This window comes from Pseudorhodobacter sp. W20_MBD10_FR17 (assembly GCF_052119765.1).
Lineage (GTDB): Bacteria > Pseudomonadota > Alphaproteobacteria > Rhodobacterales > Rhodobacteraceae > Pseudorhodobacter.
The window spans coordinates 123,106-141,418 of record NZ_JBGQOQ010000004.1 but is presented as its reverse complement, the minus strand read 5'-3'; the positions used below and the strand labels follow the sequence as shown (position 1 = coordinate 141,418).

The window sequence follows — 18,313 nt, the reverse complement described above, 5'->3', positions numbered from 1 at the left end:
CTCAAATTAAGCCCGGAGACGCGCATGGAAGGCACTACATTCTGGATCATCGCGGTGTTCGCGTCGATCACGGTCGGACTTTCCAAGGGCGGATTGCCGATTATTGCGATGATGTCTGTGCCGATTCTATCGCTGGTTATGCCCCCTTTGCAGGCGGCTGGGCTTTTGCTGCCCATCTATATCGTTTCCGATTGGTTCGGCGTTTGGGCCTATCGCCGCGAATTTGATATAAACATCCTGAAAATTATGGTCCCCGCCACGGCGATTGGCGTGACAATCGGCTGGGCCACGGCAAACCTGATCACCGAAGAAATGGTCGGAGGCGTAATCGGTACCTTGGGCAGTGTCTTTGCTGCCACCCGCCTGCTCGGCCTTGGCGTCAAACCCGAGGCACAAACCGCAAGGGTTGCACCGGGCATCTTTTGGGGGGCTGCCGCCGGATTTACCAGCTTTGTCAGCCACGCAGGCGCCCCACCCTACCAAATCTATACCCTGCCGTTGCGCATGCCCAAGGCCGTTTTCGCGGGCACCTCAACGATCCTGTTTGCATGGGTCAATTTCATCAAACTGCCCGCCTATTACAACATCGGCATTCTATCTTTCGACAGCCTGCATATCGCCGCCTGGCTATTTCTGCCGGCCACGCTTGCGGTGTTTGCCGGCGTCCGCCTTGTTCGCATCTTGCCGGAAAAGCTGTTTTACACCCTCGTGTTATGGGCGCTTTTACTGCTATCCTTGCGCATGCTTTGGGTCGCCGCATCGCATCTTATTGCGGGCTAAGCAGGGTCTCCTTTTGCGGGCAGCGGCTCAATCATTGCCTCAAACCCCTGCCCCGAGGCAATCAGGCAGGTTTGTCCCTGCGGTGTCGTTACCGTAATCGTCCAGCTTTGTGACGCGTCCGAGGCAAACACCTCCATCACCATATTATTCGCGGCGATACCCATCGACCGTCGACTTTCACCAAACTGATCGACAAGCTGCGCCATTACCGCGCCGCGCTGCCCGCATTGCGCCCCCAGAGTTTCGGCCTGCGCGTGTGTCACCATAATCAACGCGCCAAAGCCCAAAGACAGGGCAAAAAGTTTCTCTCTCATCACATCACCTTTCCGGTTGGTCAAAGGTCAGCCTGCACCCAAATTACGCAAGAAAGGTTAACGCCACGCCCCAAACTTGCTGCGCTGCGGCAAATTTGGGGTTGAAGAATGTGCCAAAATCATGCCCCCTAGCGCAACAATATTGCTTGGGAGAGAATCATGTCCACCACCCGCCCGTACCGTTCCGCCCTCTACATCCCCGGCTCAAAAGAGCGCGCGCTGGAAAAGGCGCAAACCCTTGCCACTGATGCGATCATCTTTGACCTTGAGGACGCCGTTTCCCCCGACGAAAAAATCGCCGCCCGCGCACTGCTGGTTACAACGCTGGCATCCGCAAGTTTCGGCAACCGTGCAAAAATTGTGCGCGTGAACGGGCTCGATACCGAATGGGGTGCCGATGATATCGCGGCCTTTGTCGGCGCAGATATCGACGCCCTGCTGATCCCCAAGGTTTCAACCCCCGAAGATCTGGATGCCGTGGCCGAGATGATCCCCTATACCCCGCTTTGGGCGATGATGGAAACCGCGCTGGGGATGCTGAACGCAACCGCAATTGCCGCCCATCCCCGTCTTGCGGGCATGGTTATGGGCACGAATGACTTGGCCAAAGAATTGAACAGCCGTTTTCGCGCCGACCGTTTGCCGATGCAGGCAGGCCTCGGCCTGTGCCTGCTGGCTGCCAAAGCGCACAACCTGACCATCATCGACGGTGTCTATAACGCTTTCAAAGATGATGCGGGCCTGAAGGCCGAATGCGACCAAGGTCGCGACATGGGCTTTGACGGCAAAACCCTGATCCACCCCGCGCAGCTCGACATCGCCAACACTGCATTTGCGCCAAGCGAGGCCGAAATCACCCTCGCCCAGCGCCAGATCGATGCCTTTAACGCGGCAAAAGCCGCGGGTCAGGGCGTCGCGGTTGTGGATGGTAAAATCGTAGAGAACTTGCATATTGTCACGGCAGAGGCGACTTTGGCAAAAGCTGCGGCCATCGCCGCGCAATCTTAAACCCAAAGGCTCAATATGCTCCTCATCCTCCTCGGCCTCATCCTCTGGTCCGGCGTCCATTTCTGGAAACGCATTTCCCCCGACAGCCGCGCGCAGCTTGGCGACAAGGGCAAGGCGATCGTGGCCTTAGGCTCGGTGCTGGCGATCATCCTGATGGTCATCGGCTATCGCAGCGCCGAGGGCACGTTCTTTTGGGGCCGCAGCCCCGCGATGACCGGCATCAATAACCTGCTGATGATCTTGGCCTTTTACCTCTATGCTTCATCCGCCGCGAAAACCCGCATCACCAAATGGGTCCGCAACCCGCAGCTAACGGCCGTTAAGGTGTGGGCCATCGCCCACCTACTGGTGAACGGCGACACGCCCTCATTCCTGCTGTTCGGCGGCCTATTCGCTTGGGCGCTGGCCGAGGTTATCGTGCTGAACCGCGTGGCCCCGCCTGCCCCTTACCGCGACGTGCCTGTTAAAAAGGAAATCACTGCCGTGGTCGCCACGCTCATAGCCTTCTCAATTACCGCCGCCATCCATATCTGGCTCGGCTATAACCCATTTGGATAATGCCATGAAATTGTACCGCCTGCTGACCGAAGAAGACACATCGGCATTTTGCCACAAAGTCACCGATGCCCTGAACAAAGGGTGGGAGCTGTACGGCAGCCCCACCTACGCGTGGGACGAAGCCAAAGGTGTCATGCGCTGCGGCCAAGCCGTGACCAAAGAGGCCCCCGGCACCTACACGCCAGAAACCAAACTCGGCCAGCAATAGCCCCAACACTGGTGCGCTGCGGCGCACCACACTTGCCCGCCGCACCTTGCTCAAGGACACAGCCCCATGAATACCCCCAAAACCAACGCCGGCCGTTTTTTCGAAGATTACACCTTGGGCGAGACCATCCAACATGCCGTTCCCCGCACAGTGGCTGAAGGCGAACGCGCCCTTTACCACGCGCTCTACCCCGCCCGCACCGCGCTCTATTCCTCAGATGACTTCGCGGGTAATTGCGGGCTAGAAGGCTCTCCTCTCGATGACCTTATCGCCTTTCACACCGTGTTCGGCAAAACCGTCCCTGATATCTCGTTGAACGCCATTGCCAACCTCGGGTATGCCGATGGTCGCTGGCTTGCGCCCGTCTACCCCGGCGATACGCTGCGATCAGAAAGCACCGTCATCGGGCTAAAACAAAACTCTAACGGCAAATCCGGCGTGGTCTATGTCCGCACCACCGGCCTGAACCAACGCGATGAGCCGGTTCTGGAATATGTGCGCTGGGTCATGGTCCGCAAAAACCGCGATACCGCCGCGCCTGAAACCACCCTTCCCGACCTACCCGAAACCGTCACCCCTGATCGCATCGTCATCCCTGAGGGTCTCGATTTCTCAAACTATGATTTCACTTTGGCAGGCGAACCGCACCGCTGGGGCGATTACGCAATCGGCGAGCAAATCGACCATGTCGACGGCGTTACGATTGAGGAATCCGAGCATATGCTTGCCACCCGCCTGTGGCAAAACACCGCCAAAGTGCATTTTGACGCCACCAACCGCGAGGATGGCCGTCGCCTGATTTATGGCGGCCATATCATCAGCCTTGCGCGCGCTTTGTCGTTTAACGGGTTGGCCAACGCCCAAATGATCGTGGCCTTGAACGCGGGTGCCCACGCCAACCCTTGTTTTAGCGGTGATACCGTGAGGGCATGGTCAGAGGTGCTGGACAAAGCCGAAACTGATGCCCCTAGTGTGGGTGCCATCCGCCTGCGCCTTGTTGCAGTAAAACACGGCGCGAAACCCTTTGCTTTGCGTGATGAGAACGGTAAGTATGATCCATCCGTGCTTTTGGATCTCGACTATTGGGCGCTCATGCCCCTCTAACCTCCTCAACCCTATATTTTCGGAGAATTCCGTGCGTTTGCGCATCTTCCTTATGCCTGCCACCCTTATCGGGCTGGCGATGCCTGCTGCTGCCCAATCGGTTGAGATCACCGGTGGCCTTGCCCTTACCAGCAACTATGTCTCGGGCGGCCATTCGCTGTCAGACGATAAGCCCGCAATTCAGGGCTATGTCGAAGGCAGCGCTTCCGGCGTTTATGCTGGAGTCTGGATGTCATCGCTGAATGATGGCACCGATAACACCGAAACCGACCTGTCCCTTGGCTACCGCAATGAATTGGCCAACGGGCTTAGTTATGACCTTGGCTATACCCGCTACCTGTACAACACTTCAGGCAATTGCTGCGGTGAATTCGCGCTAGGCATGACCTACGCGCTTTCCGATGCAGCTTCGGCCGGTGGCCAAATCTCTTACGACCCGTCGTCCAAGATCAAGACGCTAGAGCTTTCGGGCGAATATGCGATGAACGACACTTTCAGCCTGTCGGGAGCACTTGGCCACGAGCAATGGGGCGCGACCTATGCCGATGCTGGCGTCACCTATAGCTTGAACGAAAAATCAACGATGGATCTGCGCTATCACGATGCCAGCGATGATAAAGGCCGTCTGGTGCTTGGCATTGCCTTTGACACGACGCTGCTTTCGCGCTGATTGGCGGGATATACGACGGCATGTGGCGCAGACTTGGCCTAGCCACCTGTGCCACATGCCGCCGTTTTCCCACTGGGCCGCTTGCATTTACCACTTGTAGGCTGCCCCAACCTGTCAGACATTGGCGCGCACCATCAACGTAGCCCATTGCCAAAAGGAATATCTGATGTTCCGCGTCTTTTCCGCCTCAGCCTTGCTCTCTCTCGTGCTACTTGCCTTCCCCCAACCGCTGCGCGCGGATGGCGCGCAAGATTTCGTGACGGCCAACATCATTTCGACCCTGTATCACGAATTTGGTCACGCGTTGATTAATATCACAGACGCCCCCGTTTTGGGCCAAGAAGAGGATGCTGCCGACATCTTGTCGGTGGTCTTGCTTGATGCTTTTTGGGAAGAAGACGCGGCGCAATCCATCACCGCCTTGACCGCCCTGTCGTTTGAACTTGCCGCGCAAGAGAACGAAGACCCCGCTTATTGGGATGTTCACGGTCTTGATATGCAACGCTATTACAATCAGGTCTGCCTGTTCTACGGCGCAGACCCCGAAACCCGCGCCGAACTCGCCCAAGACTTTGAGCTGCCAGAGGAACGAGCGGCCAGTTGCGTCGATGAATTCAATCTGGCTGCGGACTCTTGGGCCGCCGTTCTGGAACCGCTGGAAACACAAAAGCCGTCTAAATCCATCCAGTTTAACGGCGAAACCTCTAGCGAGATCGGCGCGCTTTTGGCCGATGAAATACACGAGCTGAATTCAAGCTATCATTTGCCCAAATCAATCGCCGTAAAGCTGGAATCCTGTGGTGAGGAAAACGCGTTTTACGATCCTGAAACGACGGCCATCACGATTTGCACCGAATATGTCGATTTCTTGCAACGCCAGGCTATCGCGAATGATTTGTGATCACATACCACTTAGCCCCGCGCCGCCAGCAGCATAATCGCTTCACATCCGCAGGGACTCTTGGGCGATCGTCCCGCCTCGGCTCTGCAATCTTGTCAAATCCGCAGATTCACCTCAGCATTGTGATCACGAGGCGTAATTTCGTGATCACATATTCCATTTTCACGCGGTGAATTGCAAATTTTGGTTGTTTTTTCTGCGACAAGGCGTGACTCAGGCTAAAAATACGCTATTCATAAGCAAAGCAGATAGCCTTTATACGGGCCCGTCCCGTTAGGCGCAGCCACGAGGGAATGATTATGGCCGAAACAAAGCGGGTTGAACGCCCACTTTCCCCCCACCTTCAAATTTACCGCCCACAGCTTACGTCGATCACGTCGATCCTGACGCGCATCACAGGCAACGGGTTGATTGTTGGCACCTTGCTGGCGGTCTGGTGGCTGCTCGCCGCCGCGACCTCGCCCGCGTATTTCGCCACGGCCAACGCGGTAGCAACCTCTTGGTTCGGCGATCTGGTCTTTACCTGCTCGCTTTGGGCGGTCTGGTATCACTACCTCGCAGGCCTGCGTCACCTCTATTTTGACGCTGGCAAAGGCCTTGATATCCCAACCGCTGAAAAGCTGGGCTGGGGCATCATCGGCGGTTCGGTGGTCTTGACCATCATCACCATCATTCTTGTGCAATAAGGGGGCGATCATGCGTTACCTAACAGACCGCAAACGCGCCATCGGCAAAGGTTCGGCCCATACCGGAACCGAACATCACTGGTATATGACCGTGTCGGCCGTGGCCCTCGCCTTTATGGTGCCAACATGGATTTACATCTTCGGTTCGGCCCTTGGCGGCACCCAAGAAGAGGTGGTCGCAGCCTTTAGCCACCCGTTTACTGCCATCCTGACCGCGCTTGTGCTGTTTGTCGGCATGCAGCACTTTGCCAAAGGCGCCACCATGATGATCGAAGATTACGCCAAGGGCTCGGCCCGCAAGGCGCTCGTCATCCTCGCCATTTCACTCTCTTACGCGATCACCGCGACCGGGCTTTTCGCCTTGGTCCGTATCGCGCTCTGAAGGATTGACCATGACCGCTTATGAATATGAAACGCACGAATATGACGTTGTTGTCGTGGGGGCTGGCGGCGCTGGCCTGCGCGCCACACTTGGCATGGCTGAACAAGGCCTGCGCACCGCTTGCGTAACCAAGGTTTTCCCAACCCGTTCGCACACAGTCGCGGCCCAAGGCGGCATCGCGGCCAGCCTGTCGAACATGGGGCCGGATAACTGGCAGTGGCACATGTATGACACCGTCAAAGGCTCTGACTGGCTGGGTGATACGGATGCGATGGAATACCTCGCACGTGAAGCACCGAAAGCGGTGTATGAGCTGGAGCACTACGGCGTGCCGTTTTCGCGTACCGAAGAGGGCAAGATTTACCAGCGCCCCTTTGGCGGCCACACCACCGAATTTGGCGAAGGCCCGCCCGTACAGCGCACCTGTGCCGCGGCTGACCGTACCGGCCACGCGATTTTGCACACGCTTTACGGCCAAAGCCTCAAGAACAACGCTGAATTCTTTATCGAGTATTTCGCGCTTGATCTGATCATGACCGATGGTCGCTGCACCGGTATCGTGGCATGGAAGCTTGACGATGGCACGATCCACGTCTTCAACGCCAAGATGGTCGTTCTGGCGACTGGCGGTTACGGCCGCGCCTATTTCAGCGCCACCTCGGCCCACACCTGCACCGGCGACGGTAACGGCATGGTTGCCCGCGCTGGCCTGCCGCTGCAAGATATGGAATTCGTGCAGTTCCACCCCACCGGCATCTACGGCTCGGGCTGCCTGATTACCGAAGGCGCGCGCGGCGAAGGCGGCTACCTGACCAACTCGGAAGGTGAGCGTTTCATGGAACGCTATGCACCGACCTACAAAGACCTCGCCTCGCGCGATGTTGTGTCGCGCTGTATGACGATTGAGATCCGCGAAGGTCGTGGTGTTGGCCCGAATAAGGACCACATCCACCTCAACCTGAACCACTTGCCCAAGGCAACGCTTGACCTCCGCCTACCGGGTATTTCGGAATCCGCCCGCATCTTTGCTGGCGTCGATCTGCAAAAAGAGCCTATCCCCGTTATCCCGACCGTGCATTACAACATGGGCGGCATTCCAACCAACTACTTTGGCGAAGTGCTGAACCCAACGCCGGGCAACCCCGACGCCATCTTCCCCGGCCTGATGGCTGTGGGTGAGGCAGGCTGCGCGTCCGTACACGGAGCGAACCGTCTGGGCTCGAACTCCTTGATCGACCTTGTGGTATTTGGCCGCGCGGCTGCTATCCGCGCGGGCGAAATCGTAAAACCCGGCGAGCGCCCAGCTCCGGTTGATAAGGCCGAAGTGGATAAAGCGCTTGGCCGCTTCGACGCAGTGCGCCATGCCAACGGCGCGGTGCCAACTGCCGATCTGCGCCTTGAAATGCAGAAAACCATGCAGGCCGATGCTGCCGTGTTCCGTACCGATAAAACGCTGGCCGAAGGTGTCGTGAAAATGACCGAGATCGCCGCGAAGATGAATGATCTGAAGGTCACAGACCGTTCGATGGTTTGGAACTCGGACCTGATGGAAACGCTGGAGCTGGGCAACCTGATGCCCAACGCCCTTGCCACCATCGTCGCAGCCGAGGCCCGCAAGGAATCACGTGGCGCCCATGCGCACGAAGATTACCCCGATCGTGACGATGTAAATTGGCGCGTTCACTCGCTTGCGCATGTCGATGGCAACAAGGTTACGCTCTCCTCGCGCCCTGTCCACATGGACCCACTGACCAAGCATGAGAACGGCGGGATTGATCTGAAAAAGATCGCCCCCAAAGCGCGGGTCTACTGATGCGGGCAGCCCTTGCCTTAACGCTTTGCATTGCGGCCTGCACGTCTACGGGCGATGCGGGTCTCGATGTGCTGCGCGCCACGGCGAAAACTGTGGTCCGGCCTGTCGTACAACAACGTCTCCCCGGCCCTCAGGCCGAGGCGGTGACCATCTGCGTGCTCGACAATGCCGAAAAATCCGAGATCATCTCGCTTGCGAAAGATGTCGGCACCCGCGCAGGCAGCACCACGGTGCAAACCGTTGCCACGATCCTACAACGCCCCAACACCATGCAATGCGTCTTGCGCGCAGGCATTCCGGGGCTGACACTATGATCCGGCTTTGCGTTCTTGCTTGCTTGCTGACTATGGCCGCCTGCGGCCCGGTTTCTGTTGCGCAAGCGGAACGCGAATGCCTTGCCCGCGCCTATGATGCCTCTGGCCCACATGGCTCGGTCGGTGTTGGGGTTGGCAGTGATGGCAAAGGCCTCGCCAAAGTGTCGCTTGGCATCAGCTCTGACTATATAATGGGCCGTGATCCTTCAGCCGTTTATGACCAATGCGTCTTTCAAAAATCCGGCCAACCGCCCAGCCAACCGCTCTACTCTCGTTCGGATTGGAAGGGCTAAGCCGTGTCAGCCGCCCCAGCCAAAATTGACCGCGCCCAAGTGAACCGCTTTTTGCGGCGCAAAGGGCTGGCGGCGAATGCCGATAAATCCCGCGCGGAACACCTGCAATGCTTTGGCCTTGCCCCTGATGTGGTGTTTGATGTTGGCGTCGATACCGGCACCCCACTGCTATACCAAGCCTTCCCGAACGCGCGCTTTGCGCTGATCGACCCGCGCCACGAATCTCGCGTGGCGCTGACGAGGGCCGATGCGCCCCGCGATGCGCAGTTTTTTGAAACCGCTCTGGGTGCAACTGACGGCACACTTACCCTGACGATCCCGCATTCTGCAAAAGGCGAACAAGGCGCGATGGCAAGCCTGCGCCAACGCACCGACCGCCTGTCGGCCAAGTTCACCAAAACCGAAACCCGTCAGGTCCCCGTCACCACGCTCGATGCCATTGCAGCCCAATTTCCCGGCCGTGTCGGCCTTAAAATTGATACCGAAGGGTTTGAGGATGACGTCCTGCAAGGCGCCAGCCAAACCCTGCGGCGCACCGACTTTGTGATTCTTGAGATGTCGCTGACCCAGCGTTTTACTGGCCTCACCCCGCCATCGCACCTCATCACCCGCCTTGCCGCCGCAGGCCTTGAATTCCGCGATGTTCTGCGGATGACAGGCGATGGCAAAGGTGGCGGCGCACCCCGCCTGATGGACGTTCTTTTCACCCGGTGGCAGCCAGACGCCCCGGCCCCCACAACCGTTCTTAATTAAGGAGAGGGACCCATGGTTCAATTCACCCTGCCCAAAAACTCCACCATCCGCACCGGCAAAACCTGGCCAAAACCCAGCGGCACCAACATTCGCAAATTCAGCATCTACCGCTGGACGCCCGATGATGGCGAAAACCCACGGGTTGATACCTATTTCGTTGATATGGATACTTGCGGCCCGATGGTCCTCGACGCGCTGATCAAGATCAAAAACGAGATTGACCCGACGCTTACTTTCCGCCGTTCCTGCCGCGAAGGCATCTGCGGGTCTTGCGCCATGAACATCGGCGGCATCAACACGCTCGCCTGCATTTATGGCCTTGATGAGGTAAAGGGCGATGTCAAAATCTACCCGCTGCCGCACATGCCCGTGGTCCGCGACCTGATCCCCGACCTTACCCATTTCTATGCGCAACACGCTTCCATCATGCCGTGGCTGGAAACCAAAACCAACACGCCTGCCAAAGAATGGCGCCAGTCGATTGAAGACCGCGAAAAACTCGACGGGCTTTATGAATGCGTGATGTGTGCTTGCTGCTCCACCTCTTGCCCAAGCTATTGGTGGAACTCGGACCGCTACCTCGGCCCAGCCGCTTTGCTGCACGCCTACCGCTGGATCATCGACTCACGTGATGAAGCAACCCCAGAACGTCTCGACGACCTCGAAGACCCGTTCAAACTCTACCGTTGCCACACCATCATGAACTGCGCGAAAACCTGCCCCAAAGGGCTGAACCCAGCCAAGGCTATTGCCGAGATCAAAAAGAAAATGGTCGAACGCATCGTCTAAAACCACTTGCCCAAGGCGCAGCAATCGCCTTGGGCACCGCCTTTCCTATTAGGCCTGCCCCCAACGCAACGCTGCATTGCACAATTGCCCGTTGCACCACCCCGGCCACAGGCATAGTTTGCCCGTGGGAGGAACCCCGTTATACCCGAGGTTCACAATGAATGACCAAGCCAAAACATCCGCTGAAGTAGCGCTCGAAATCCTTGCGCAGGCCTATGCGTATTATGATGCGCCACAGCCAAGCCAAACCAAACAGGCCGAACCGCAGGAATATTATGAATATTGCGCAGCGGCCTAAGGCAATCCCTATGCAGCACCAAGCAGGCATGGCATAAGCACGCCATGCCTATACTTCTTCTTATCCTACTACTCGGCACCTTGCTGTTCATGTGGCTCTCGCGCCGCAACTCTACGCTGACGCGTGCGTGCCGCTGGCGACTGGATCGCACCGCTGGGTCAAATCATTACCGCTGCACTGCCTGCAACGCCGAAATGGATACGCAGGGCAAAGAGCCGCGCGATTGCTTGCGCACCCGCCGCTAGCCCGCGTCGCCCACCAGCACAAACGGCGCCCAATAGGCCGGATGCGACCACGCAGGGTTCTGCGGTTTATCAATCATCGACAAGATTGCTTCGCGCTGTGCCTCTGCGGCACTTAACGTCGGGTCGCCAGCGCGGTGGTCAAAAATATCCGTCATCATCCGCACAGCCGACCGGCTTTCTACCGGCCAATGCGACACCATCAACGAACGCGCCCCGGCATAGGTAAAGGCACGGGCAAGCCCCGATAGCGCCTGCCCACCAGGGGCATCCCCGACCGCCGTGTTACACGCAGACAAAACCACCAAATCGGCATTCAGTTTCAGCTTTGCGATCTCGGTGGCGGTCAACAGCCCGTCCTCGCCATCCCCACCGGTCAAGGCCAAGGCAGGCTCGCCCAGAACTTCATCCCCGACAGCATCCCCCGACACAAGCCCATGGGTCGCAAAATACAAAACCCCGTAATCCGTCAGCGGCAGCCCCTTCAGCGCCGCCTCTGACGCAGCGACGCCCAAGCGCTGCACATCGGCAGGGGCCTTCAGCGCCATTGCCACTTGCAACAGCTCGCCTTCGGTTTCTGGCAACGGCGTCAGCGACCCGCGCAACGCCTGCCCCCCTGCCGCCGACACATCCACGCCGGTGGCGGTATAGACAGGGTTGGCAAACCCCAACAGCGGCAGCGCAGGCTTTGTGCCCGCCTTCGCCAAGGTCGCTAATTTCAAAGCATAAACAGACGGCAACACCGTAATTGCAAAGTCACGCACCAACCAACTGGCGGTTTGCTCGGTGGTCTTATCATCCGTAGGCTTGGTAATCAGCAGCTGTGGGGGAATGGCCCCCATCGGCCCGCGCAGATCAAGATACAGGTGCTTGCGCTTGCCGTTAATCGCAAAAACCTGCCCGATTGACCTGTCATACAGCAACGCCGCGTCAAGAAAGGCGAATGGCGTTGGCGTTGCAGCCGCGCTTGCATCCAGCGGGGCTGCCGCGCGCGTGCCCAGCTTTAGGGAAATGCTGGTACGAATCTGTTCAACCGCTGCAGCATAATCATCGGCCCAATCGGGCAAGATGGTATAGCCCACCCCAGCCTCGGTCATCGCCATGGCGAACACCGGCGAATCCCTATAACCACCGAAATCGACCACAACCAGCGCGCCCTCAGCCCCCAGCAACGCCTGCGCCTCGGGTATCGACAAGGCCCCGCCACCGATCAGATCGGCGATATTTGGGTGATTGGCATCCAAAGCGGCCTGCGCGCGGGTTGCGGTGCTGGCATTTTCGGCAATCTGCCCGCGCAAAGCCGCCTCATGCACGCTATCGCGCTCGGCCAAGGGGCGCATGCTGACCTCTAACAACTGCGCCTCTAACCCGGATTGGCGCTGCGCACTGTCGGTCACTTGTCGAAACAGCGCTGCATCCGCGCCGTCATTCAAAGCCGCCCGCGCCGCCAGTTGCAACGAGGCAAACCCCGCCTCGGATGAACTGGATTGCTGCAAAATACGAAACAGCTCTGCTGCGGCATCGCTATCGGCCATTTGCCCCGCATCAACCGCCGCAACAAGGGTTTGGATCAACAGATCCCGACTTGCAGCACCGGCTTTCTCGGCCTTTAGCGCAAATTGCGCTGCCGTTCCAAACTGGCCGGCATCGCGCAACATCGCCGCATATTCCAACATCGGCCTGCCCAAGGCGTTATGGTTCGGGTCCAGTTGCGCCTCTTTCAGGGTGATCGATTGCGCCATCAACGACAGCGCCTGCGCAAAACGCGGCGCCTGCAGCCCGCCCTTGCTGAAGGTCAGTGCCTGCAATTCAAGCACATCGCCGTAAAACACGCTGTTGGGCCCATAAGCGACCGTCGCAGAGGCAAGTAAGCTGTTCACGACCTCCCCCGCCTCATCGTCCTGCCCCGAACGCCACAGCGCATAGCCAAACACCAGTTTTTGCTCTAACACGCGGGGATGATTTGGGCCCCAATAGTCGGCCAACAGCGGCAAGGCGCGCCGGTACGCTGCAAGCCCCTCTGGGACATTTTCCATTTGATACAGGGTTCTGGCGATCTGGGCGGCGACATTGCCGCGCTGCATCAGATTGTCAGGGCTGGCAATCCGCCCATAGCTGCCTTCAATCTGCCGGTACACGGCCAGCGCCTGTTCGCCGTAGCCCAAAATCTCATAGGTTTTTGCAAGGTTAAAGTAAAACACCAAGGTCGTTTCATTGTCGGCCCCCAGCAGCGTTTCGGCCGCCGCCGCCGCTTCAACGTGCAACGGTAAGGCTTTTTGCGCTTGGCCCAAGTCAGACAAGGCATTCGCATAGGCAACCGAAACCTTAATCCGGATCGGTGCGTATTGGGTAAAGCTTGCGGTGGCCGTCCCGTATAAAGCCTCTAAAAAAGCCAACGCCTGCGCATCATCTCCAACCCCGCGCATCATATTTGCCAGCGTGATCCCCGCATATAACGTATCTGCCGATGCAGGCCCAAACGCCGCCGTGGCCTTGTCATAAACCGTTTGCGCATAGCTTTGCGCGCCCCGAATATCGCCGCTGCGATACATATCTTCGCTGTGTTGAACCTCTTGTTCCAATTCGGCCTGCGTATAGGCGTGAACAGGGGCCGCAAGGGCGACCAGTAAACACAGCAGCGCTATCAATTTCATCATTCTCATTGTCCCAAAATGCAGACCGATAAACCGCGCCTTAAATGGCCGGCACATAATGTGAAAAAGCTAGGCTGTCAGATTGCGCAGAGCAACGGTTTTGTTGTTAGGCTAGCATGACATCAAACACGCACAACCACGGGCACATAAAAACCCCCAAACCGCAATGCGATTCAGGGGTTAATTGTAGGTCAGATTTTTCACCGTTCCCAATAAGTATCAAACGCTTACGCAATCATCCGCGCGCAATTTATACCTTGGGTTGGCACCCCTTAGCCCGAGAACAAGAAGTGCAGCACATCGCCGTCTTTCACCAGATAGGTCTTACCCTCGACGCGGAACTTGCCCGCTTCTTTGGCCCCGGCCTCGCCATTTCCGGCGATATAATCGTCATATCCAACCGTTTCCGACCGGATGAAACCCTTTTCAAAATCGCCATGGATAACGCCTGCCGCTTGCGGCGCCAGCGTGCCCTTGGGGATCGTCCAAGCCCGCGCTTCTTTTGGCCCAACGGTAAAATAGGTCTGCAAGCCCAGCAACTGGTAACCCGCGCGGATCAACCGGTCGAGGCCCGCCTCTTCCAGCCCCATCTCGCCCAAAAACATCTCGGCCTCATCGGCGGCAAGCTGGCTGATCTCTTCTTCAATCCGTGCCGAAATAACGACCATGCCGGCACCCTGCTTGGCGGCCATTTCCGCCACGCGGGCAGATTGCGAATTGCCGTTTGCAGCCGAGGATTCTTCGACATTACACACGAACAGCACAGGCTTCGACGTCAAAAGCTGCAACAAACGCCAGTTACGCTTGTCATCTTCCGCGATCTCAACCGAACGTGCAGGCCGCCCTTCCTCCAGCACTTTTTGCGCCATTTGCAGCAAGCGCACCTGATCGCCTGCATCCTTGTCGCCGCCTTTGATTTTGCGGGCAAGGTTGGCCAGACGGCGTTCAATCGATTCCAGATCAGACAGCATCAGTTCGGTTTCAATCGTCTCAGCATCGGCGATGGGGTCAATTTTGCCCTCAACATGCGTGATGTCATCATCTTCAAAGCAGCGCAAAACATGGGCAACCGCGTCACATTCACGGATGTTGGCAAGGAACTGGTTCCCCAAACCCTCACCCTTACTGGCGCCGCGCACCAAACCCGCGATATCGACAAAGGTCATCCGTGTCGGGATGATGGTTTTTGACCCGGCAATCGCTGCCAGTTTTTCCAGCCGTGCGTCCGGTACCGCCACATCGCCAACGTTCGGCTCAATCGTGCAGAACGGAAAGTTCGCCGCCTGTGCCGCCGCCGTACGGGTCAGCGCGTTGAACAGGGTAGACTTGCCCACATTTGGCAGCCCGACGATCCCCATGCGAAATCCCATGATCTAATCTCCATTCATTTTCCTGCCCTCATAGGCCGAAACGCAGGCAAACCGCAAGCATCAGGCTTGGCAGATGCGTTGAATGCTGACAGTCTGTCTTGCAGGAGGACCAGCAATGACCTTTACCCCATATGTCCATTTTCAAGGTAACTGCGCCGAGGCGATGCAGTTTTACGCCGAGCTGTTTGGTGGCGAGTTGACCCTCTTTCGCTATCGCGATATGCCAGATGCCCCGCCGAATTTTGCAGACAGCGATCTGGTGATGAACAGCCAGCTTGTTACCAAAACGGCGACCCTCTACGCGTCAGATTTTCCGCCTGGTGAGGCCGGAGAGCCGCAGCAGGCCTTTTCCATCAGCCATGACGCGCCCGATGCCGCACAGGCCAAGGCGATCTTTGACAAGCTGTTGGACGGCGGCACCGCAATCATGCCCTTTGGCCCGACCCCTTTGGCCCGACGTTCTGGTCGCCCGCTTTTGGCATGCTAAAAGACCGTTTTGGCATGCATTGGATGATCTCGGTCCCCAATCCCACCTAACGGCCATTGATTTCCGGCCCGGCTTTGGGCAAACCGGACGGCGACACATATAAGGACACCGCCATGACCCGGATTGACCAAAAATTTGCCGCGCTGAAAGCCGAGGGTCGCAAGGCCTTTGTGTCCTATATCATGGCAGGTGACCCCGATGTCGAAACCTCGCTTGAGATTATGAAAGGCCTGCCGGGTGCGGGCGTCGATATTATTGAGATCGGCTTGCCCTTTACCGACCCGATGGCCGATGGCCAAACCATTCAGCTTGCGGGCCAACGCGCGCTGGAAGGCGGGATGACGCTGAATAAGACGCTGGCGATGGTGACCGAGTTTCGCAAAGGCGACGATACCACGCCAATCGTGCTGATGGGCTACTACAACCCGATTTACAGCCGCGGCGTGGATCTGTTTCTGACCCAAGCCAAAGCAGCCGGCATCGACGGTTTGATCATCGTAGACTTACCGCCCGAGGAAGACGACGAACTGTGCATCCCCGCGCAAAAGGCAGGGCTTAATTTTATCCGTCTTGCCACGCCGACAACGGATGACAAGCGTCTGCCCAAAGTGCTGCAAAATACCAGCGGGTTTGTGTATTATGTATCGATTACCGGCATTACGGGTGCTGCGGCCCCTCAAGCCGTTGATGTCGCCCCCGAGGTTGCGCGGATCAAGGCGAAAACCGATCTGCCGGTGATCGTCGGCTTTGGCATCACCACGCCCGAATCAGCCCAAGCAATTGCAGGCATTGCCGATGGTTGCGTCGTTGGCTCGGCCATTGTCAAAGATATCGCCGAAGGCAAACCCGTGGCCGAGGTTCTGGCCCGTGTCGCCGCCCTTGCCGCTGGCGCGCATCGCGGATAACCCAGATGAAAGCCGATACAATGGTTCTGACCATCCTTGCCCAAATCCACGTTGTTCCTGGTAAGCAACAGGCGCTGATCGCCGAGATGCACAAGCTGATTGCAGCGACCAAGCAAGAGGCGGGTTGTTTGCAATATGATATGCATATCGACAATGAGAACCCGAACTTCATCATGTTTTATGAAAACTGGGAAAGCCGGGCGCTGTGGCTGGACCACATGAAAGCGCCACATTTGGCAGCCTATAACGCAGCGACAAAAGGTTGGATCGAAAGTCTGACCTTGAATGAAATGACACGGGCCGGCTAAGCGCCCGCAACTTATGGGGCTGATATGACTGCGCTACTTGCCGGAATAGACACGGACCGCCTGCGCCATTTTGCAACCCACGAGGCGATGCGCTATAGCGCCAGCCGCCCCAACACCCAGCATGCGCTGAACATGGGCGAAGGCGCGTTTCTGGCAGGCGTGCCGATGCACTGGATGCGCGACTGGCCGATGCCGTTTCCTTTGCTGGTAGAGTCTGCAAAGGGCGCGAAGATCACCGATGTAGACGGCTATGGCTTGGATGACTTCTGCCTTGGCGATACCGGCAGCTTGTTTGGTCATTCGCCGGCACCAGTGGCCAAGGCTGTGGCGCGTCAGGCACGTCACGGGCTAACCTATATGCTGCCCTCGCCCGACGCGTTAGAGGCGGGGCGGCTGCTGACCAAACGATTTGGCAATTTCCGCTGGCAGATTGCGACAACCGCATCCGATGCGAACCGCTGCGCTATTCGTGTGGCGCGGGCGGTGACGGGGCGGCCTAAAATCTTGGTGTTCAACGGCTGCTATCACGGCACGGTAGACGATGTGATGGTGGAACTGTCAGGCGGCGAGACAGTGACGCGTTCGGGCATGGTTGGCCAAGTCACAGACCCCGCCAAACATGCCGTCGTGGTGGAATTCAACGACATTACCGCGCTGCAAACGGCACTGGCCGTCGGCGATGTGGCGGCCGTTCTGGCCGAGCCGGTGATGACCAATTGCTGCATGGTCTTGCCCGATGCGGGCTTTTGGGATGCCGTGCGGTCGGCCTGTGATGCGGCAGCCACGCTGTTGATACTGGATGAGACCCACACCGTTTCCAGCGGCCTTGGCGGTTGGGCACGCGGCCACGGGCTTGCCGCCGATATGTTTGTGATTGGCAAAGCGGTGGCCGGTGGCGTGGCCTGTGCGGCGTGGGGGCTTGCGCCTGAGTTGGCACGGCGCTTTGCGGTTTATGATGCCAAACGGAGCGCGGGCCATTCGGGCATGGGCACCACCTTATCGGGAAACCCGCTGCAATTTGCCGCCCTGCGTGCAAACTTAGCCGATGTGATGACCGCGAAGTCCTATGCCCATATGGAAAAGCTGGCTGTGCGGTTAGAGGAGGGGCTGGCGGCGGCGATCACCGGGGTTGGCGCGCCGTGGCATGTGGTGCGTGTGGGCGCGCGGGTGGAATTCATCTGCGCCCCCGACCCTTTGCACAACGGCACGCAGGCTGCGGCCGCGCATTGTGCGCCGGTTGAACGCGCCGTGCATTTGGGGTTGGTCAATCGTGGCTGCCTGATCGCACCGTTTCACAATATGATGCTGATCAGCCCCGCAACGAAAAAGGGCCAAGTGGACCGTTTGATTGGTGCATTTATTGAAGTGATGGCCGAGCTTTTTGACCAATAGGTTGCGGCGCATAACATGCGCCGCGCTAGCCGGGGGCGCTGCCCCCCATCCGGGTGCCCCGGATTCCCCCCGGGATATTTAGGC

23 protein-coding genes are annotated in these 18,313 nt (G+C 58.0%); 20 read left to right on the top strand and 3 right to left on the bottom strand.

The genetic code is table 11. The features are described from left to right. Positions 1–24: 24 nt before the first annotated feature. Positions 25–780 (top strand): sulfite exporter TauE/SafE family protein, encoded by a 756-nt coding sequence (locus ACEN2J_RS04375; protein ID WP_442103604.1) that lies wholly within the window; start codon positions 25–27, stop codon positions 778–780. Here the strand turns inward: ACEN2J_RS04375 and ACEN2J_RS04370 are convergent. Further along, positions 777–1,094 carry a hypothetical protein gene (locus tag ACEN2J_RS04370; protein ID WP_442103602.1) on the bottom strand — a complete coding sequence of 106 codons (318 nt, stop codon included), beginning with the start codon at positions 1,092–1,094 and terminating at the stop codon, positions 777–779. The two genes, ACEN2J_RS04375 and ACEN2J_RS04370, sit on opposite strands and share 4 nt — an antisense overlap. A gap of 159 nt (positions 1,095–1,253) precedes the next feature. Between ACEN2J_RS04370 and ACEN2J_RS04365 the strand changes: the two genes are divergently transcribed. From ACEN2J_RS04365 to ACEN2J_RS04295, 15 genes are all read left to right on the top strand, one after another. Beyond that, positions 1,254–2,102, top strand: a complete 849-nt coding sequence (locus ACEN2J_RS04365; protein WP_442103600.1) for an HpcH/HpaI aldolase/citrate lyase family protein — start codon at positions 1,254–1,256, stop codon at positions 2,100–2,102. A 15-nt stretch (positions 2,103–2,117) separates the two neighbouring features. Further along, complete coding sequence (locus tag ACEN2J_RS04360) at positions 2,118–2,660, top strand: NnrU family protein (protein WP_442103599.1); 543 nt, start codon at positions 2,118–2,120, stop codon at positions 2,658–2,660. 4 nt (positions 2,661–2,664) lie between these two features. After that, positions 2,665–2,868: a DUF1737 domain-containing protein gene (locus ACEN2J_RS04355; protein WP_442103597.1), complete on the top strand. Its 204-nt coding sequence runs from the start codon at positions 2,665–2,667 to the stop codon at positions 2,866–2,868. Positions 2,869–2,934: 66 nt separating this feature from the next. After that, on the top strand, positions 2,935–3,972 hold the full coding sequence (locus tag ACEN2J_RS04350; protein WP_442103595.1) for a MaoC family dehydratase: 1,038 nt from the start codon (positions 2,935–2,937) through the stop codon (positions 3,970–3,972). A 31-nt stretch (positions 3,973–4,003) separates the two neighbouring features. Next, complete coding sequence (locus ACEN2J_RS04345; protein ID WP_442103593.1) at positions 4,004–4,642, top strand: TorF family putative porin; 639 nt, start codon at positions 4,004–4,006, stop codon at positions 4,640–4,642. 166 nt (positions 4,643–4,808) lie between these two features. Further along, positions 4,809–5,543, top strand: a complete 735-nt coding sequence (locus tag ACEN2J_RS04340; RefSeq protein ID WP_442103592.1) for a DUF4344 domain-containing metallopeptidase — start codon at positions 4,809–4,811, stop codon at positions 5,541–5,543. A gap of 299 nt (positions 5,544–5,842) precedes the next feature. Beyond that, the gene (gene sdhC, locus ACEN2J_RS04335) at positions 5,843–6,229 is read left to right on the top strand and encodes a succinate dehydrogenase, cytochrome b556 subunit (protein WP_442103591.1); all 387 of its coding nucleotides are present in this window, start codon (positions 5,843–5,845) and stop codon (positions 6,227–6,229) included. A 10-nt stretch (positions 6,230–6,239) separates the two neighbouring features. Beyond that, positions 6,240–6,611 (top strand): succinate dehydrogenase, hydrophobic membrane anchor protein, encoded by a 372-nt coding sequence (gene sdhD, locus ACEN2J_RS04330; RefSeq protein WP_442103589.1) that lies wholly within the window; start codon positions 6,240–6,242, stop codon positions 6,609–6,611. Positions 6,612–6,621: 10 nt separating this feature from the next. Further along, positions 6,622–8,424 (top strand): succinate dehydrogenase flavoprotein subunit, encoded by a 1,803-nt coding sequence (sdhA, locus tag ACEN2J_RS04325; protein WP_442103587.1) that lies wholly within the window; start codon positions 6,622–6,624, stop codon positions 8,422–8,424. After that, positions 8,424–8,738 carry a hypothetical protein gene (locus ACEN2J_RS04320; RefSeq protein WP_442103584.1) on the top strand — a complete coding sequence of 105 codons (315 nt, stop codon included), beginning with the start codon at positions 8,424–8,426 and terminating at the stop codon, positions 8,736–8,738. The genes sdhA and ACEN2J_RS04320 overlap by 1 nt, the downstream gene beginning before the upstream one ends. Beyond that, positions 8,735–9,031: a hypothetical protein gene (locus tag ACEN2J_RS04315; protein ID WP_442103582.1), complete on the top strand. Its 297-nt coding sequence runs from the start codon at positions 8,735–8,737 to the stop codon at positions 9,029–9,031. The genes ACEN2J_RS04320 and ACEN2J_RS04315 overlap by 4 nt, the downstream gene beginning before the upstream one ends. Positions 9,032–9,034: 3 nt before the next feature. Beyond that, complete coding sequence (locus ACEN2J_RS04310; protein ID WP_442103581.1) at positions 9,035–9,784, top strand: FkbM family methyltransferase; 750 nt, start codon at positions 9,035–9,037, stop codon at positions 9,782–9,784. A gap of 12 nt (positions 9,785–9,796) precedes the next feature. After that, entirely contained in the window at positions 9,797–10,573 is a 777-nt protein-coding gene (locus ACEN2J_RS04305) for a succinate dehydrogenase iron-sulfur subunit (protein ID WP_442103579.1), read from the top strand. A 157-nt stretch (positions 10,574–10,730) separates the two neighbouring features. Next, complete coding sequence (locus ACEN2J_RS04300) at positions 10,731–10,871, top strand: hypothetical protein (protein WP_442103577.1); 141 nt, start codon at positions 10,731–10,733, stop codon at positions 10,869–10,871. Between the two features lie 44 nt (positions 10,872–10,915). Further along, on the top strand, positions 10,916–11,116 hold the full coding sequence (locus ACEN2J_RS04295; RefSeq protein WP_442103575.1) for a hypothetical protein: 201 nt from the start codon (positions 10,916–10,918) through the stop codon (positions 11,114–11,116). On the opposite strand, the gene ACEN2J_RS04290 is transcribed toward ACEN2J_RS04295, so the two are convergent. Further along, on the bottom strand, positions 11,113–13,770 hold the full coding sequence (locus ACEN2J_RS04290; protein WP_442103573.1) for a CHAT domain-containing protein: 2,658 nt from the start codon (positions 13,768–13,770) through the stop codon (positions 11,113–11,115). The genes ACEN2J_RS04295 and ACEN2J_RS04290 overlap by 4 nt on opposite strands. Positions 13,771–14,039: 269 nt before the next feature. Continuing rightward, entirely contained in the window at positions 14,040–15,137 is a 1,098-nt protein-coding gene (gene ychF / locus ACEN2J_RS04285; RefSeq protein WP_442103572.1) for a redox-regulated ATPase YchF, read from the bottom strand. A gap of 115 nt (positions 15,138–15,252) precedes the next feature. Between ychF and ACEN2J_RS04280 the strand changes: the two genes are divergently transcribed. The 4 genes from ACEN2J_RS04280 (at position 15,253) to ACEN2J_RS04265 (ending at position 18,229) form a co-directional block, all read left to right on the top strand. After that, positions 15,253–15,624, top strand: a complete 372-nt coding sequence (locus ACEN2J_RS04280; protein WP_442103570.1) for a VOC family protein — start codon at positions 15,253–15,255, stop codon at positions 15,622–15,624. Positions 15,625–15,737: 113 nt separating this feature from the next. After that, positions 15,738–16,529, top strand: coding sequence for a tryptophan synthase subunit alpha (gene trpA / locus ACEN2J_RS04275; protein WP_442103568.1), 792 nt, complete (start codon positions 15,738–15,740; stop codon positions 16,527–16,529). Between the two features lie 5 nt (positions 16,530–16,534). Beyond that, positions 16,535–16,837: a putative quinol monooxygenase gene (locus tag ACEN2J_RS04270; protein WP_442103567.1), complete on the top strand. Its 303-nt coding sequence runs from the start codon at positions 16,535–16,537 to the stop codon at positions 16,835–16,837. A 24-nt stretch (positions 16,838–16,861) separates the two neighbouring features. Beyond that, the gene (locus ACEN2J_RS04265) at positions 16,862–18,229 is read left to right on the top strand and encodes an aspartate aminotransferase family protein (RefSeq protein WP_442103565.1); all 1,368 of its coding nucleotides are present in this window, start codon (positions 16,862–16,864) and stop codon (positions 18,227–18,229) included. The last annotated feature ends 84 nt before the right edge of the window (positions 18,230–18,313 follow it).

Coding starts and splice junctions, on each gene's coding strand:
- ACEN2J_RS04375 (WP_442103604.1), top strand. CDS start 25: ATGGAAGGCACTACATTCTGGATCATCGCGGTGTTCGCGTCGATCACG.
- ACEN2J_RS04370 (WP_442103602.1), bottom strand. CDS start 1,094: ATGAGAGAGAAACTTTTTGCCCTGTCTTTGGGCTTTGGCGCGTTGATT.
- ACEN2J_RS04365 (WP_442103600.1), top strand. CDS start 1,254: ATGTCCACCACCCGCCCGTACCGTTCCGCCCTCTACATCCCCGGCTCA.
- ACEN2J_RS04360 (WP_442103599.1), top strand. CDS start 2,118: ATGCTCCTCATCCTCCTCGGCCTCATCCTCTGGTCCGGCGTCCATTTC.
- ACEN2J_RS04355 (WP_442103597.1), top strand. CDS start 2,665: ATGAAATTGTACCGCCTGCTGACCGAAGAAGACACATCGGCATTTTGC.
- ACEN2J_RS04350 (WP_442103595.1), top strand. CDS start 2,935: ATGAATACCCCCAAAACCAACGCCGGCCGTTTTTTCGAAGATTACACC.
- ACEN2J_RS04340 (WP_442103592.1), top strand. CDS start 4,809: ATGTTCCGCGTCTTTTCCGCCTCAGCCTTGCTCTCTCTCGTGCTACTT.
- sdhC (WP_442103591.1), top strand. CDS start 5,843: ATGGCCGAAACAAAGCGGGTTGAACGCCCACTTTCCCCCCACCTTCAA.
- sdhD (WP_442103589.1), top strand. CDS start 6,240: ATGCGTTACCTAACAGACCGCAAACGCGCCATCGGCAAAGGTTCGGCC.
- sdhA (WP_442103587.1), top strand. CDS start 6,622: ATGACCGCTTATGAATATGAAACGCACGAATATGACGTTGTTGTCGTG.
- ACEN2J_RS04320 (WP_442103584.1), top strand. CDS start 8,424: ATGCGGGCAGCCCTTGCCTTAACGCTTTGCATTGCGGCCTGCACGTCT.
- ACEN2J_RS04315 (WP_442103582.1), top strand. CDS start 8,735: ATGATCCGGCTTTGCGTTCTTGCTTGCTTGCTGACTATGGCCGCCTGC.
- ACEN2J_RS04305 (WP_442103579.1), top strand. CDS start 9,797: ATGGTTCAATTCACCCTGCCCAAAAACTCCACCATCCGCACCGGCAAA.
- ACEN2J_RS04300 (WP_442103577.1), top strand. CDS start 10,731: ATGAATGACCAAGCCAAAACATCCGCTGAAGTAGCGCTCGAAATCCTT.
- ACEN2J_RS04295 (WP_442103575.1), top strand. CDS start 10,916: ATGCCTATACTTCTTCTTATCCTACTACTCGGCACCTTGCTGTTCATG.
- ACEN2J_RS04290 (WP_442103573.1), bottom strand. CDS start 13,770: ATGATGAAATTGATAGCGCTGCTGTGTTTACTGGTCGCCCTTGCGGCC.
- ychF (WP_442103572.1), bottom strand. CDS start 15,137: ATGGGATTTCGCATGGGGATCGTCGGGCTGCCAAATGTGGGCAAGTCT.
- ACEN2J_RS04280 (WP_442103570.1), top strand. CDS start 15,253: ATGACCTTTACCCCATATGTCCATTTTCAAGGTAACTGCGCCGAGGCG.
- trpA (WP_442103568.1), top strand. CDS start 15,738: ATGACCCGGATTGACCAAAAATTTGCCGCGCTGAAAGCCGAGGGTCGC.
- ACEN2J_RS04270 (WP_442103567.1), top strand. CDS start 16,535: ATGAAAGCCGATACAATGGTTCTGACCATCCTTGCCCAAATCCACGTT.
- ACEN2J_RS04265 (WP_442103565.1), top strand. CDS start 16,862: ATGACTGCGCTACTTGCCGGAATAGACACGGACCGCCTGCGCCATTTT.